The organism is Psychrobacillus sp. FSL H8-0483, assembly GCF_038637725.1.
Lineage (GTDB): Bacteria > Bacillota > Bacilli > Bacillales_A > Planococcaceae > Psychrobacillus.
Genome location: NZ_CP152052.1, coordinates 207314 through 223075, shown reverse-complemented (window position 1 = coordinate 223075; position 15762 = coordinate 207314). Strand labels below are relative to the sequence as shown.

The window sequence follows — 15762 nt, the reverse complement described above, 5'->3', positions numbered from 1 at the left end:
GAATCCTTCGGTGAAGTTTTTATTGATTACCGTTTGTATGTTTACGATGGCGTTCTTTTTTGATCCTTGGACACCGCTTGTGTTCTGGATTGGTGTGCTTTTGCTGCAACTGTTGTTTAGTCATATTAATTGGAAGAAATGGTTTTTGTTTATGCTTCCATTTTTCATTACGGCTTTTGGTTATTTTTGGACCACACTTGTTTTTGCAGAAGCTCAATCTGGTACTGTTATTTGGACTTTGGGGAGATTGGAAATTACTGTATCGCAGTTGGATCATGCACTTTCGTTAAGTTTTCGCGTGTTAGCATTTTCTAGCCTGTCTTTATTGTTCGCGTTAACAACGAACCCTGTTACGTTCATCTTGAGTTTAATGCAACAATTGAAGCTATCACCAAAAATCGCATATGGTGTGATGGTCGGCTATCAATTTTTACCTGTTTTGAAGGATGAATTTGTGCAAATCGGGCAAGCACAACGCTTACGAGGAGTAGCTAGAGAGAAAAATGCTTTGCAGCGTTTGCTTGGCATTCGGCGAGTATTGATTCCTATGCTTGCTGGTGCTGTTCGAAAAGCAGAACGTGCAGCATTTGCGATGGAGGCTCGGGGATTTATAGGAGAGCGAAGAAGTAGCTATTACCATGTCATTTCTATAGGTAAAGTGGACTTAGCTATGTCAGTTATGTTTTTATTCGTATTAATATTAAGCTGTACGAATCACTTGTGGTTTGGTTTATACTAGTTATAGTTAGAACACATGGGAGTGGTGAGGTTGTCATTTGTTGCTTTACTTCGTGGAATTAATCTTGGTGCTAAAAATAAAGTGGATATGAAGTCATTGAAGGCCCTCTTTAAAGATATGGGCTATGAGAATGTACGGACTTACATACAAACTGGAAATGTTATTTTTGATGATGAAACCTATGATGTTCAGCAAATGGAGAATTCGCTACGTGACACTTATGGCTTTGACATACCGGTTGTTGTCCGTTCGAACGAAGAATTAGAAGAGATTCAACAGCACCCAATTTTCTTAAAGGATCAGGTATATGTCATGTTTCTAGCGCAAGAAATTACGGATGAACAGCAAGATTTACTAGACAGCTTAGTTGATGATGACTTCGTCGTCCTAAATAAAAGAAATCTCATTATTAGTCTGTCGAAAAATTATCATCAGACCAAATTTACGAATACTTTTTTTGAAAAGAAGCTTGGCATGGTTTCTACTGCACGAAATCAAAATACGGTTAATAAAATAATAGAGAAAATGTAAATCAGGTTTCCGCCAGATGTTGGTGGAAACCTTTTTATGTTGATGTTTTGTGACCGGATAAACGATTTTGTGACCGTTCAGAATTTTTTCTGACCGGATAGAAATAAATATGACCGTATAAATGGATTTCTGACCGGATAGAAAATTTTCTGTCCACTCAACTCAAATTACAAATATACGCTTTCAAAAATCAATCGGATCCAGGCATGTACTTTTTTCTACATAAGTAATTCTTATGCATAATCATCATTACAATAAAATTTCCAAATACTATTCATTAGGATAAGATTAAAATAGAACAAAACAAGGGGGATTTATCATGTCATTTGCATTTAAATCAATCGATCATGTTCAACTAGCTGCTCCTAAAGGTTCAGAAAAAATCGCGAGAAGGTTTTTTGGAGAAATACTAGGATTACAAGAAATCGAAAAGCCGGAAAACTTGAGGAAAAGAGGAGGAGTTTGGTTTTCATTTGCTTCCTATCAAGTTCATATAGGAATAGAAGATCCATTTGCTCCAGCCAAAAAAGCACATCCAGCTTTTGAAATACAAAATCTCGAAGCTTTAAAGATACATCTAACGAAAAATGAAGTCAGCTTCATTGTAGATACAGATTTACCTGGAGCAAACAGAATATATGTACACGATCCTTTTGGTAATCGAATAGAAATATTGGAATGGATTTAAGCAATATAAAATAGGATTGCGACATAGCCCCGCAATCTCCTGAAAATAGTTCAAAATCCTGTATTAATAATGCAGGATTTTGTTGTTCTTGTTGCAAACTATTGAGAAAAGCGCACGCGCACTTTAAGTGGAGCAAGGGAAGCAGCTAGATGCTTGCCTCCTGGAAAGCGTCCGCCTGCAGCGGAAATCAACCTGTTCCTGGCATCAAAATATTTGTATACTTTCTTATTCTTATATAAAAATGAGTGACAAAAAACAATTTGTTTTTCATCACCCATTTTATTTTAAGGATTTATTAGATAGTTCCGCTTTCTAAGTTTACTTTTTTCGATTTTTTAAAGAAAGTTCTCTTTTTCTTCACAGATCCATTCCAAGAAAAGTTAGTTCCTATTCGTAAAATATGCTCGAGTGGACCACGACGGAACATTTTTAAATATAGCGTGCTACACACACATTGCAGAGCAAAAATTACTAGCCCTAGAATAATACTGTTCAGCATTCCAAGCTCTCCAAAAAGCCCTAACCCGTACCCGTAAAAAATAGTCGTACAAATAACAGTTTGCATTATATAGTTTGTAAGAGAAAGCTTGCCGACACTTTCGAATCCACGAAATACAATCGAATTTGAAAATGATACAAACAGAATCGAAAATGCTGCGATGTATCCAAGCGAAAGCAGCTGTGCACCTACAGTTAATAATATTGCTGACCATGCATTTTCTTCATATATTACACTCACACTTTTTAACGCAAGCCCTACTGGCAAAAGTATCGCTCCAACTTTATACCATTTTTGCTCTGCGTGGGGCTTAGTAAATATTTTCCCTTTAGCCGCGGCCATTCCGAATAAAAATAACGGTGCTGTCATAAAAGGAGCAAAAATCATCACAAATAGCAAGAGAATTTCATTTTCTACCAGTAACGGACTTTCATTTTCCCTATGATCTTTAATCTCCAAATACGTGGCATTTTTATATACATCATTTGTCTGTACGATATAAGAAGATGCTTTTTCAGCTTCTTCTTTCGTTTCTTCATATACTCCATACCCCATTGCGCTCGTTAGTATAAATAAAGTGCTTCCCCAAATGATAAGCGTTTTCTTTTTTCTATTAATAAAAAGTAAGAGAAAGAATCCCATCAATCCGTAGAAGAATAAAATATCACCTTCCCACAAGTAAGTACCATGCAATATTCCAATAACCATCAGCATTAGAAACCTTCTTACTAAATGCAACTTCACTCTTACGCCTTTACTTTTTAAAGACTCTACTAGCTTAATAATGGAATATCCAAATAGAAACGTAAAGATTGGCATGAAACTACCTTCGACAGCTATTTTGATAGATTTATACGCACTAACATCTATATTAGACAAAGAGAAGAAAGAGATTTCTTCCTTCCCCCATATCCCATACTGGAAAATAAGTAAGTTTGCCAGTAAAATACCGAACAAGCTAAGCCCTCTTAAGCTATCTATCAGTCTTACTCTCTGGAAATTCATTCGTAGTCCTCCTAGAATTTTCTATCGCTCATTTGTTAGTATAAGATAGAAAGCTTATATCAAAATGAAACGTACCTTAAAGAAATCTTAAATGGTGGAGTGGGATAAATGGTAGATGTGAAAATTCTAGTTGTAGATGACGAACAAGCAATAGGAGACATGGTGGATATCGTATTAAGAAAAGAAGGATTTAACAATATCAATGTTTGTACAAGTATTAAAGATGCCACTACACATATTACACAAAATACGTATGATTTATATATATTAGATATTATGTTACCTGATGGAACAGGTCTCGATTTAGCAGAACATATTAGAAAACAATCAGATGCACCGATCTTCTTCTTAACAGCAAAAGCAAATGATGCAGATAAAATTAGAGGCTTTATGTACGGAGCAGATGATTATATTACAAAACCTTTTAATCCAATGGAGCTTGCAGCACGCGTGAAAGTACAAATGAAAAGATACTTACCCTCCATTACAAAGTCAAAACCTGTATATGATTTCGGACGCTTTCAATTAGATATTCAAGCAGCAGAACTTACCGTTGCAGGAAAAACTACTGTATTAGCTGGAAAACTATTTCACTTACTCCATTTCTTTTGTGAACATCCTGGACAAGTATTATCAAAAGAACAAATTTATGGGCAAGTATGGGGCGAGGAACATTTTATCGATGATAATACCATTATGGTACATATCCGAAAGTTACGAGAGAGAATTGAAGTGAACCCAGGAAGTCCACAGCTTCTCCTGACGATTCGCGGGATTGGCTACAAGCTCATTAGTGAGGAACGATAATATGAGCTTATCCGGAAAAATGACTGCTCGATTTTTAGTTTACTTCGTTTTGTTTTATGGTTTTTTACTGATTGCCTCTTTCGGACTGTCTGCATACTTTTTTTACGATATTACAAGTACTAGTAGTTACTCCAATATCCGTGAGTTAGATGCTTTTGAGCTAGAATCAGATTTTAAAAAGGATGCAGACGGCACTTATCATTTATCACAAAAACTAATAAATTCTGCAAATGCTAATAGCGGGGTTGTTCAATTAATAGATACAAACGGTACTGTACTAGCTAGTTCAAAAAAAGGCTTTAAATGCTGTACAAACTATTCCATTTCACAGTTTGTTGAAATGACGAAATCTAGCAAATCCTTCGTTTGGAATCAAGGGAATGGCTTGTATTTAGTATTCATTGATAACCATCTTGCACAGCAATTATTATCAACAATCGTTCAGCAGTACCCTGCAGAGCTATCAAAAGAAATCCAAAAAGAACTAGCTAATGCAAACGCTAGCTTTGAAATTTACAATGCAGCTGGAAAACGGGAGCAAGTTATTTTTGGTGACTCAAAAAAAGAACTGAGTGGTATTGAAATCCTTGCTGGTTCTCATGATTATATGGAAAGGAAAGAAATCGTTGCTTCGGAAATATTAAAAGATGGAACCACCGCTGTTGTAAGACTAAGAAACTCACACTATAATCCTTTTGAACCCGCACTTGAAAACGGCATTAAAAAATTTTTCGTTGGAATTCTAGTCTTCCATGTCCTACTTTTATTATTTACACTTCTCTTCTCCTTTTGGATTGGAAATCGATTTGGGCGACCTGTTTTATACTTTTTGAGACGAATCGAAAAGTTGGGGAAACAAGACTATGCTTCTTTAGATGATCGAAAACTGCGTACTAAAAAAACTGGCAGATTTAAACGTAAATACCGTGTATATGAAGATATAGATCAGTCACTATCTCGATTAACACATACGTTACAAGAAAACGAACGGAAAATTTTGCAAACCGAAAAACTTCGTGAGGACTGGATTACTGGCCTTTCACATGATTTAAAAACGCCACTTAGCTCGATTTACGGATATTCAACAATGCTATCTTCGAACGATTATGAATGGTCGGATACAGAAGTGAAGCATTTCGCCAAAACAATGCAGGAAAAGGCAACATACATGGATGCATTAATAGAAGATTTGACGTACACGTACCAACTAAAAAATAATGCGATCGCTATTCATAAAATAGATTTAAACCTTTTTGACTTTATCTTAGGCTATGTAAATAGCTCTGTTTGGCCGGAATTACAACAGCCCACTGGTCATCCAGAGGCACATGTTTTCTTTGATCCGAAACTATTAGCCCGAGTACTCGATAATATAGTCGGAAATGCGATAAAACATACACCTAAAGGAACAAAAGTGTTTATTGAAATTGAGAAAAAGAAAGACAGTGTGTACTTACAAGTGAGGGATGATGGGAACGGAATTCCGACAGAAGAGCTAGAGAACCTGTTTGACCGATATTACCGAGGTACAAATACAACCTCTGAGGTTTCTGGAACAGGTTTAGGGCTCGCTATAACTAAACAGCTCGTCGAAGCACATGCTGGACAAATTCACGTGGATTCTGGTGACAATGGAACAATCGTCTCAATCGTTCTTCCAGCTGTATAAAGAAGAAAAGCGCACGTGCCATTTAAGTCATCTTGTCCTTCACATTCCTGAGGGCATTGGACTAAACATTCGGTACACTATTACCGTTAGATTTAGAGGAGCTGACCTGGACAATGTCGAGTAGGGGTGTATGAGTATTAAATCATGGGTGTCTTCTTATGCATTGAAAAAAGCATTCCAAAGTAGATGGAATGCTTTTTATACGTTGCAAATTTTAAGGACAGATTGAACAGACTCTACCGATTTATCTAACGCCTGTTTTTCTTCGTTTGTTAAAGGAAGTTCGATAATACTTTCTATCCCATTACCACCAATTACAGTTGGTACTCCTAAATACAAGTCACTGTAACCGTACTCTCCTTCTAAATATGCAACTGAAGGTAATATTCTCTTTTTATCACGAATAATGGACTCCGCCATTTCCACAAGTGAAGCAGCTGGTGCATAGTATGCACTACCATTTCCGAGTAGCGCGACGATTTCGCCGCCACCTTTTCTAGTTCGCTCTACAATTGCATCTAGACGGTCTTTCGGAATGATTTTCTCCAGTGGTATTCCACCTGCGTATGAATAGCGCACAAGTGGAACCATATCATCTCCATGTCCACCTAATACAAAGCCTGAAATGTCCTCGACAGAAATATTTAATTCCTCTGCAACGAATGTATTGAATCGCGCAGTGTCTAAGACACCGGATTGACCGATCACTCTATTTTTAGGGAATCCCGTTGTTTTATAGCATACATAGGTCATGGCATCTACAGGATTGCTCAAGATTAATACATAGCTGTCTGGAGCGTACTTTTTCACTTGTTCAGAAACGGAACGAATAATTTTGGCATTTGTATTAACGAGGTCATCTCTGCTCATGCCAGGTTTTCTAGCAATACCTGCTGTAATAATAACCATATCAGCGTCTTTTATCTGTTCATAGTTGGATGTACCAGTAATTTTCGAATTGAAGCGTTGAACTGGACCTGTCTCCAGAATATCGAGCGCTTTCCCTTTTGCAGGATTCTCTTGTTCTGGAATATCTACAAGCACAATATCTCCTAGTTCTTTTTGTGCTGCCATTAAAGCTACAGTAGCTCCTGTATATCCAGCACCAATTACAGCAATTTTATTTCTCCGAAAAGCCAAGTGTTTTCACCCTTTCCAATACCTCACGATTCTGCTGGTGGGCTAGCTTCTGTTTTTACTACTTTTGTTCGTGAAGGCTTTGTTGGTTGCTTACTTTCTTCGTATTTATTGTAGTCAAGAGGTTTAATCATATCAAAAACAGATTGGTCTGGACGTGGAATAACATGAGCTCCTAAAAGCTCTCCTACACGCTTTGCTGCTTCACGACCCGCATCTACAGCTGCTTGCACTGCACCTACGTCTCCTTGAACAACAACCGTCACAATTCCACCGTCGACCATTTCTTGTTTGATTAATGTTACATGCGCCGCTTTAATCATTGCATCTGTTGCTTCGATTGAACCAATTAACCCTTTTGTTTCAATCATCCCAATTGCTTGACTCATCGATTTCACCTCTCTCTACTTCAGTCGAATCAATAATTCCAATAATTACTGAATCGATGGGAATTGGATTATCACGCATTATGTAACGTGATGAACCACCGCTAGTAACGAGTACATCGTCTCCGATACCAGCACCTATTCGGTCAGCAGCAACAAACTGGTTTTTCACTGGTTTTCCGTGTACGTTTACGGGCTGCACAATGAGTAATTTTAACCCTTGTAACCCTTCCTCTTTACGAGTTGCCCAAACGTTTCCGATAACTCTTCCTATCTGCATGCTGTCATCACCTGCTTCTATTTTCTAAACGAAATGGATATACCTAAATCTCTTGCAGTATCACGTGCAAGTGCAGTAACAATTGTCCCTTTTTCTAGAACAATTTCTTTTTCTTTAATATCTCTTACATCATCTTTTGAAAGTAGTTTCTTTTGAAAATGCAAAACAGATTTGCTACTACTTTCTACCTCGGATGTTTGGGGCTCTACCAGAACTGGAGTGTGTACTTCTCCAGATTTCATCAGACGACCAATTGCTCCTTTTGAAATAAAACCAGCATTCGCTTCGTCTGTATCGATATGCATTTCTAAACGGTAACGATCGGAAACACGAATTTTTACATTTCGATATGCAATTGGGCGAACACCATTCACTTCTACTGACACACACTCTCCATTTTGTACATTAAAACGAGCAGCGTCTGCAGTTGCCATATGAATATGAGCTTGTGCGATGATTAGTCCTTCTTCTAAAAAGAGGCTTCCTTTTGGTCCGATTATTGTAAAAGCACCAGAGCCTTCAATATCTCCTGATTCACGAAGCGGTGGATTTACTCCTAGCTTCATCGCGTCTGTCCAACTTACTTCTGCTTGTGTCAATGAACGAGCAGGACCAAGTACTCGAACTCGTTCGATACTACCTTTTGGTCCTGCTATAACTACTGTTTCATTGGCAGCAAATTGATTTGGTTGAGACAAATCTGCCTTTTTTGTTAACTCATACCCTTTACCAAAAAGCGCTTCCACATGTTGTGGAGACAAATGAACATGACGGGCAGAAACAGCGATTGGAATTGAATCATTTGGAAGTGTCTGTCCAACTTTTGTTAGTTGTTCTAAAACTTCCCCTACAATTTTTTCAATCAATTGCTGATTCATCTTAGTACCGCCTTTCTTATCAAATACAACTCAGTTATATTAACTCCTAAGCAAAACTCGTTTCAGAAGGGTTTATAACAAACTATTAGTTTTCTAATTTAGGTAAAATCATTTCAAGCTCGTTATGTGGTCTTGGAATTACATGAACAGATAATAATTCTCCTACACGTTGTGCTGCTGCTGCTCCTGCATCTGTTGCAGCTTTTACTGCACCTACATCACCGCGAACTAATACAGTTACAATTCCTCCACCAACGTGTACTTTCCCTACTAGGTTAACGCTTGCTGCCTTCACCATTGCATCTGCAGCCTCAATTGAACCGATTAATCCTTTTGTTTCTACCATTCCTAATGCTGTACCTTCTCTTGACATATTCATTTCCTCCTAAGATATATTATTTAGATAATTTTTTTACTATTTCACTGACTAAGTCTTTCACTACATTTGGATCGACTGAGTCATTTGAACCCAACGATTGTAATACACTTGATACAACTTGCTCTGTTACGTCATCACCAGAAGAAGATGTTGGCTCATGTGTTGGAAGATTTACTTCTTTTATTCCATAAGCCATTCTCTTGATATTCAATAAATGCTTCGCAGTTACGTTATCGGATGTAATATTACCACCGAATGTGCCACAGCCTAGAGTCAAAGAAGGCATTAAGCCTGTTGTTCCCCCTACAGCTCCTACAGAAGACATCGTATTAACCATAATTCTAGAAACAGGCATTTCAATTGCAAATTCTCTAGCAATCGCGTCTGTTTCTGTATGAAGAGAAAGACTGTGCCCCATTCCTCCAAGCTGTAAAAGAGACAAGCAGAGTTCCTTCGCATGATTGACGTCGGATGCAATATACATCGCAAACACCGGCGAAAGCTTTTCTAACGAAAACGGAACATCTTTCCCAATTTTCGTCTCCATCCCAACTATTATACGAGTACCTTCTGGTAATGAAATACCAGCAAGATTCGCAATCGTTTGTGGGCTCTTACCAACAATTTTAGGATTCACCTTTCCTGGAACTGGTGAGATAACCTTCTCCATTGCTAGCTTTTCTGTATCAGACAATATGTAAGCTCCATTTTTCTTGAGAGCACGAGTCACTAATTCTGCTACATTTCGATCCACTACAATTGCCTGTTCCGTTGCACAAATCGTTCCATAATCGAAAGACTTACTATTAACGATATTCTCCACTGCTTTATCAATTTTTGCAGTGCGCTCGATATATACAGGAACATTTCCTGGACCTACTCCATACGCTGGTTTCCCAGAGCTATATGCCGCTTTTACTAAAGCCCCCCCACCAGTTGCTAAAATGAGGTTAATATCCGGATGCTTCATAAGCTGTTGCGTTGCTTCCATAGAAGCCATCGTTAAACATTGTACAAGCCCCTTAGGAGCGCCTGCAGTAACTGCCGCTTCCTCGCATACTTTAAGAGCTTCTTGCGTACAGTTCACCGCATATGGGTGAGGACTTACTACAATAGCATTTCTTGTTTTTAATGAGATTAGCGTTTTAAAGAACGCAGTAGACGTAGGGTTTGTAGTTGGAATGATTCCAGCTACTACTCCAAATGGAGCAGCAATCTCTACTACTTTATTTACTTTATCTTCTCCTACAATACCGACTGTTTTTACATTCTTTATACTTTCATAAACATCTCGAGAGCCAACTTCATTTTTAATCTTTTTATGTTCAGCTACTCCCATACCTGTTTCTTCCACTGCCATTTGCGCAAGTCTAGCAGATTCTGCAAAAGCTGCATTCGCAACTGCTTTTACAACTTGGTCGACTTGCTCTTGTGTGAAATTCATATACACTTTCTGGGCAGCTTTTGCCGCTTGAACTGCAGTTCGCATTTCTTGAAGAGCTAATAAATCTTTATCTATAACGGTAACCAAAGCATTTACTCCTTTCCTAGTAATCTAATGGCCGCTTCGCCATGTTAAAAATTGCATCCCTAAACGCATCTGCTGCTGCTTGACAGGACGATTGACTACCAGTGAGTAATCCTCCTCCAAAGTTCGTCTCAGATGGCGGCGAAAAGAATTCGCTTACCTGAACATCCGCAGCCTTTAAAGCAGCATCTAAGCCAACAATTGCTTCTAAAGGTGGCGCGATTAAATAGGCTAGGGACTGACCTTCTTTTACTCCAGCAACACTTGCTAAATAACTTCCACAACTTGAAATTGTTTTGGCATATAGCGCGTGATTCTCATCATCATTGATTGCTTCAAAATAAGCATCGTTTTCTATCGTAATTCGAATAGATTCAAGCCCACTTTTCACTTCTTCTGGTGAAGGACCGGCAATTATACCGATAAACTCTCCAGAAAGTGGCCCAGAAGCATGCGCTGCTCCGGCATAAAAGCTTTTTGCATAAACGACTTCTACATCCGACTTTTTCGTAGCTTCATCAGCAGCTGTATAGCCAACGTCGTCAATCGTCGTTGTAAATAAGCCTAAGCTTCTTTGATAGGGTTTTAATTGGAGCTTTTCAGCAAGGCCGGCATCCACGTTTGAAATAACTTGCATGGACAAAATATTTGCATGAATTTTTTTCATACGAGTCTAGAAACCTCCTATCCTTCTTTCTTTACTAACGACACACCACTTGCTTCATACTTTAATATTTTTTGAATGAGTGTACCTAAATAGGCCCCAGCTTCTACGGCAGGAATCCCACCTTTGTGAATATTGGAAACAACCATTCGATCTGCTTCAATTGTTCCAACTCTCGGCTTGTAGCAAATATAAGCACTTAATGATTCCGCTGACAGAAGACCTGGTCGCTCTCCAATTAATATGATTACGACATCGGGTTGTAACAGCTCTCCTATTTCATCCATTAACGCTACTCGACCTTTATCTACATAGAAAGTTGTACCTAAATCGATATTTAAATTTTTTAGTGACTGCTCTAAGCTCAGGTAAACGTCTTCTAAATTTTCCTCCAGCGCTTTTGCACTAAGTCCGTTTGATGCAACGATTTGTACTTTAGGCGATCGTTTACACTTTTCTAAAACCATTTCTTTAGACTCGTCAGATAGCCTTCTGCCTAAATCAGGTCTTCTAATATACTCTTCTTTGTCTTGCACTCTCGTATGAACTTGAAAGAAATTTAGTCTATCTAATATTTCCTGTGGAACCTCTCCGTAAACTGCATCTACTGCTGCTGCATGGTCAAATCGAAACTGAAGCCAAGTATTTGTTTTAGGCCTCGAGCCTGCTCTACCTACTGCAATACGTGAAGGCGTTTTTTTACGTAGCTCTGCTAGGTAACTTTCTTTCTTTTCATCATTCAAAGAAACAGTTTTTTTACTTACTGGAGTTTTCTCTTCTACCTTTTTCGGTGCTTCATTTGATTGATAGAATTTTACTTCTCCTACTGGCGTGGCAGTCACTTTTGCTTCAGCAATACTATTAACTGGCTCTTTTTGATACAAGTTAATCATTGGCTGCTCCTGATTTTTATCCTGAGAATTTGTATTCACGTTACTCATTTGGAGCTTTTCCACTACCATCTTTGTAATTTGTTCAATTAGTTGTTCATTCACATATGTCATCTCCTAACGTGTGAATATAGTCGGGTCACCAGCACGAGTACTGAGACGACCGTTTTCGTAAATGCCCATTTTTTCAAGCCACTTCAAATACTCTGGGGCAGGTGTTTTACTAAACGTATTTAGTAATGTCGCCACATCATGAAAGCTCATCGACTGGTAATTCAACATACAATCGTCTCCCATTGGAGTAGCAATGATAAAATTCACTCCCGCAGCAGACAATAAAACGCCTAAATCCTCTATATCATTCTGATCAGCTTTAATATGGTTTGTATAACAAATATCTACCCCCATTGGTAGACCATGCATTTTCCCCATAAAATGATCCTCTAACCCAGCACGAATAACTTGTTTGTTGTTATACAAATATTCTGGTCCGATAAACCCGACAACTGTGTTCACAATAAACGGATCATAATGTCTAGCAAAGCCGTAGTTACGAGATTCAAGTGTCATTTGATCGATTCCAAAATGTGCTTCTGCAGAAAGTTCGGAACCTTGACCTGTTTCAAAATACATCACTTGTGGTCCTGTACCAGTTCCTTGCTTCATTGCCAAATGACGGGCTTCTGCAATAAGTTCTGCAGAAATTCCGAACGACTTGTTAGCCAATTCAGTTCCAGCGATACTTTGGAAAATCATATCTGCCGGTGCGCCTTGCTCAATTGCCTTCATTTGCGTTGTAACGTGTGCTAAAACACAGTTTTGTGTAGGGATTTTCCACTCACTAATAAAGTCATGTGTTGCATGAAGTAGTCGCTTCACGCTTTCTACCGAGTCATCTACTGGATTAATCCCAATAACTGCATCGCCTATTCCATAGGACAAGCCATCTTTTAAAGAAGCAATCATTCCGTCTACATTGTCTGTCGGATGATTAGGCTGTAGCCTAGAAGAAATCGTTCCTTTTTGACCAATAGTAATATTACAAGTAGTAAGGATTTCCACTTTATTAGCCGCATGTACTAAATCGAGATTAGACATTATTTTTGCCACAGCAGCTATCATTTCAGAATTTAATCCTTTACTAATGCGCTTTAATTCTCGGTCCCCAACATCATTACTTAAAATATATTCTCGTAATTCAGCGACACTCCAGTTTTTAAGTTCACCATAAATTCTTTCGTTGATATCGCTTTCAATTATTTGTGAAACCTCATCTTGCTCTATAGGGATTAAAGGGTTATTACGAATATCACTTAATAATATTTCACTTAGCACCGCTTTTGCTGCAATACGTTCTTGAACGGTTTCTGCAGCAACACCTGCTAAACGATCCCCAGATTTTTCTTCATTTGCCTTCGCCATTACTTCTTTTAAATCTTTGAAATTATAACTAATACCGCCTAATACTGATTTTAAGTTCACTTTTGAACACCCTCCTTTACGACGAGTGGAACGTTAATGTCTTCACCACCACTGGTACAACACCAGATTCTAGTGATTTTCCAATATCCATATAGTCTCCGTGATCCACGCTTATTTGGTCGATACATATAATACTTTGTTGTACATTCATCGCTAATAACGTTTGCCCCATTACCTTTGCATGATCTGTTTGTACAACTAGTACGATCGGTAGAGTTGGATCTGGACGTTGTTCCATTACTTGTATAATTGCTTCTGACAACTTCTGAATATCTCTAAATCCCATATAAGGTAATCCTGAAATATAGAGTGCAAAATTCTGACCTTCTCTTGTAGCATCATACAAATCGATGGCCTTTTTAATCTCTGCATCAAATCTTTCTAATCCTTCTTGCAAATTCGAATGAAAGTTAAAATTGTATACAGGTAGATTTTTAACCGGTAAATCCTGAGTAGATACTTGTATTGTTGCTCCACTTATTTCCGTTGTTTGTGTTCCAGCACCTAACACCGTCGCACGCACTGTTTCAATAGGCTCCAACCACGAAAAACTATTTAGTGCTTCATTTTGTTGAAGCTCTAATGCAAGATCCTGACCAATATCATCATATTCAGCTGTTGAATGAACACCCAACTCATGAGTGTATATACATTCTGAAATACCGCCTGAAAATACAATGCTTTCCACATCTTCTTTCCAGTTAGGAGAATGACCTAATAACAGAACATGGTCCTTTTCTTGCACTTCATTTTTTAGAATTCTACTAAGTGATTCAGCCATAAATTGAGTGACAAGTCGTATATACTTGGCATCCTTTGAATCTCCTACCTTTAGCAAGATTCCCTGCTCTTCTATTAGCCTTTGTATGGGTGGAGAAATAGATTTTATTTCCCCTTCATGAAACTCAATAAGCCTTCCACCAATGTGCATCGTACATGTTCCAAGAAGCTCTTTATCTTTATAGACTGCTATATTTGCAGTCCCTCCACCAATATCAATATTCGCTATAACTTTCCCGCTTCGAGCAGAATAATCATATGCTCCAGAACCTTTAGCTGCGATAATACCTTCCAAATCTGGTCCAGCTGTTGCTACTAAAAAATCTCCAACTTCATTAGATAAATAGTGGAGCATTTCTCGTGCATTATGCTTAGTTGCCGTTTCCCCAGTAATAATGACCGCACCCGTCTCTATCTCTGCCGCTTCAATCCCTGCTTTGGAGTACTCGGATCGAATGATTTTTTCAACCTCTGCAACATGAATGGTTGAAGCGTCTTTTAGTGGTGTTCTGAATATGGGACTTTTATAAATAATTTCTTTATCTACAATTTCTATTCTCGGAACATGTGTAGTTCCAGCTAGATTCATTAATGAGAATCGGCTAATAATTAATTTCGTCGTGCTAGTGCCTATATCAATTCCTGCACTTATTATTGTTTCTTCTTTGCGTTTGAAATCGAACATACTCATCCCTCGCCTCTAACAGAAATGCGCAAGCGCCTATGTCTGCCCCGAGGGGCAAAGCGCTGAAGCTAAACAATACCGAGTAGAAAAGCGTATACTTTCTTATTCTTAAAAAAAAAAACGCCTTTACTTATACACGCAGAATTTTCTACGTGTAAGTAAAGGCGCCATTGCCGATTTATGAACTTTTGCTTGATAACAGTAAATATATCAAAGATTCCGAGAACTGTAAAGTTGATCCGTGAACAATAAACATTCATCTTGTGAATTCTTCACATAGCTTTTCATCGATTCCATATCATTCATCTTTACTAATTCCTTTAGCGGTTCTATACCAGCTCCATTAATAGAGGACGTGATAACGATAGGTCCATACGAAATAACTGAGCGAATCATTTCAATCGAGCGAGCTAAATTCGCATCTGGATGATCACTTTTGGTAATTACACCGATAGGTAATTTTGAAAAACCCATACTGAACCCAGGGGGGAAAATCATTTTCCCACTAGTTGCATCCAGTAAATAAAGCACATGCGTTACCTCTAATGCTGTAGCCATAATATTTTTATAAAAAAATGGATTTTCTGTATACTCGCCTGGCGTGTCTACTATCCAGTCATAATAGATTAATGTTTGCGTCTTAACAGCAGGTACAGCTTTACCTAATAATGCATTTGTTAAAGTGGATTTCCCCACACCAATTGCACCTATTAGCATTGCTCTATTTTTCATGGT

At 38.2% G+C, this 15762-nt stretch carries 16 protein-coding genes and 1 pseudogene; 5 read left to right on the top strand and 12 right to left on the bottom strand.

Features of this window, described 5'->3' with window-relative positions:
• Positions 1–10: 10 nt before the first annotated feature.
• From MHB48_RS01145 to MHB48_RS01135, 3 genes are all read left to right on the top strand, one after another.
• On the top strand, positions 11–739 hold the full coding sequence (locus MHB48_RS01145; protein WP_342599766.1) for an energy-coupling factor transporter transmembrane component T: 729 nt from the start codon (positions 11–13) through the stop codon (positions 737–739).
• Between the two features lie 30 nt (positions 740–769).
• On the top strand, positions 770–1270 hold the full coding sequence (locus tag MHB48_RS01140; RefSeq protein ID WP_342599765.1) for a DUF1697 domain-containing protein: 501 nt from the start codon (positions 770–772) through the stop codon (positions 1268–1270).
• Between the two features lie 319 nt (positions 1271–1589).
• The gene (locus MHB48_RS01135) at positions 1590–1958 is read left to right on the top strand and encodes a VOC family protein (protein WP_342599764.1); all 369 of its coding nucleotides are present in this window, start codon (positions 1590–1592) and stop codon (positions 1956–1958) included.
• A 295-nt stretch (positions 1959–2253) separates the two neighbouring features.
• On the opposite strand, the gene MHB48_RS01130 is transcribed toward MHB48_RS01135, so the two are convergent.
• On the bottom strand, positions 2254–3462 hold the full coding sequence (locus MHB48_RS01130) for a DUF418 domain-containing protein (protein WP_342599763.1): 1209 nt from the start codon (positions 3460–3462) through the stop codon (positions 2254–2256).
• A gap of 108 nt (positions 3463–3570) precedes the next feature.
• Between MHB48_RS01130 and MHB48_RS01125 the strand changes: the two genes are divergently transcribed.
• Both MHB48_RS01125 and MHB48_RS01120 read left to right on the top strand, forming a co-directional pair.
• On the top strand, positions 3571–4269 hold the full coding sequence (locus MHB48_RS01125) for a response regulator transcription factor (protein WP_342599762.1): 699 nt from the start codon (positions 3571–3573) through the stop codon (positions 4267–4269).
• Between the two features lies 1 nt (position 4270).
• Positions 4271–5938: a HAMP domain-containing sensor histidine kinase gene (locus MHB48_RS01120; protein WP_342599761.1), complete on the top strand. Its 1668-nt coding sequence runs from the start codon at positions 4271–4273 to the stop codon at positions 5936–5938.
• A gap of 198 nt (positions 5939–6136) precedes the next feature.
• Here MHB48_RS01120 and mdh read toward each other — a convergent pair whose 3' ends face one another.
• The 11 genes and pseudogenes from mdh to MHB48_RS01065 all read right to left on the bottom strand — a co-directional run bounded on the left by mdh (position 6137) and on the right by MHB48_RS01065 (position 15759).
• Positions 6137–7078, bottom strand: coding sequence for a malate dehydrogenase (mdh, locus tag MHB48_RS01115; protein ID WP_342599760.1), 942 nt, complete (start codon positions 7076–7078; stop codon positions 6137–6139).
• A gap of 23 nt (positions 7079–7101) precedes the next feature.
• Complete coding sequence (locus MHB48_RS01110) at positions 7102–7464, bottom strand: BMC domain-containing protein (RefSeq protein ID WP_342599759.1); 363 nt, start codon at positions 7462–7464, stop codon at positions 7102–7104.
• The gene (locus MHB48_RS01105; protein WP_342599758.1) at positions 7439–7741 is read right to left on the bottom strand and encodes a EutN/CcmL family microcompartment protein; all 303 of its coding nucleotides are present in this window, start codon (positions 7739–7741) and stop codon (positions 7439–7441) included. Before MHB48_RS01105 ends, MHB48_RS01110 begins: the two co-directional genes overlap by 26 nt.
• Positions 7742–7998: 257 nt before the next feature.
• A pseudogene (locus tag MHB48_RS01100) lies at positions 7999–8619 on the bottom strand (phosphate propanoyltransferase); the annotation flags it as partial.
• An 85-nt stretch (positions 8620–8704) separates the two neighbouring features.
• Entirely contained in the window at positions 8705–8992 is a 288-nt protein-coding gene (locus MHB48_RS01095) for a BMC domain-containing protein (RefSeq protein ID WP_144512570.1), read from the bottom strand.
• A gap of 22 nt (positions 8993–9014) precedes the next feature.
• Positions 9015–10487 carry an aldehyde dehydrogenase family protein gene (locus MHB48_RS01090; RefSeq protein ID WP_342601274.1) on the bottom strand — a complete coding sequence of 491 codons (1473 nt, stop codon included), beginning with the start codon at positions 10485–10487 and terminating at the stop codon, positions 9015–9017.
• A 58-nt stretch (positions 10488–10545) separates the two neighbouring features.
• Complete coding sequence (gene eutL / locus MHB48_RS01085; protein WP_340916988.1) at positions 10546–11193, bottom strand: ethanolamine utilization microcompartment protein EutL; 648 nt, start codon at positions 11191–11193, stop codon at positions 10546–10548.
• A gap of 17 nt (positions 11194–11210) precedes the next feature.
• A complete protein-coding gene (gene eutC / locus MHB48_RS01080) occupies positions 11211–12185 on the bottom strand; it encodes an ethanolamine ammonia-lyase subunit EutC (protein WP_342599757.1) in 975 nt (324 codons plus the stop codon).
• Between the two features lie 12 nt (positions 12186–12197).
• Complete coding sequence (locus MHB48_RS01075; RefSeq protein ID WP_342599756.1) at positions 12198–13562, bottom strand: ethanolamine ammonia-lyase subunit EutB; 1365 nt, start codon at positions 13560–13562, stop codon at positions 12198–12200.
• 16 nt (positions 13563–13578) lie between these two features.
• A complete protein-coding gene (locus MHB48_RS01070) occupies positions 13579–15027 on the bottom strand; it encodes an ethanolamine ammonia-lyase reactivating factor EutA (RefSeq protein ID WP_342601273.1) in 1449 nt (482 codons plus the stop codon).
• A gap of 210 nt (positions 15028–15237) precedes the next feature.
• A complete protein-coding gene (locus MHB48_RS01065) occupies positions 15238–15759 on the bottom strand; it encodes a EutP/PduV family microcompartment system protein (protein WP_342599755.1) in 522 nt (173 codons plus the stop codon).
• Positions 15760–15762 lie beyond the last annotated feature (3 nt).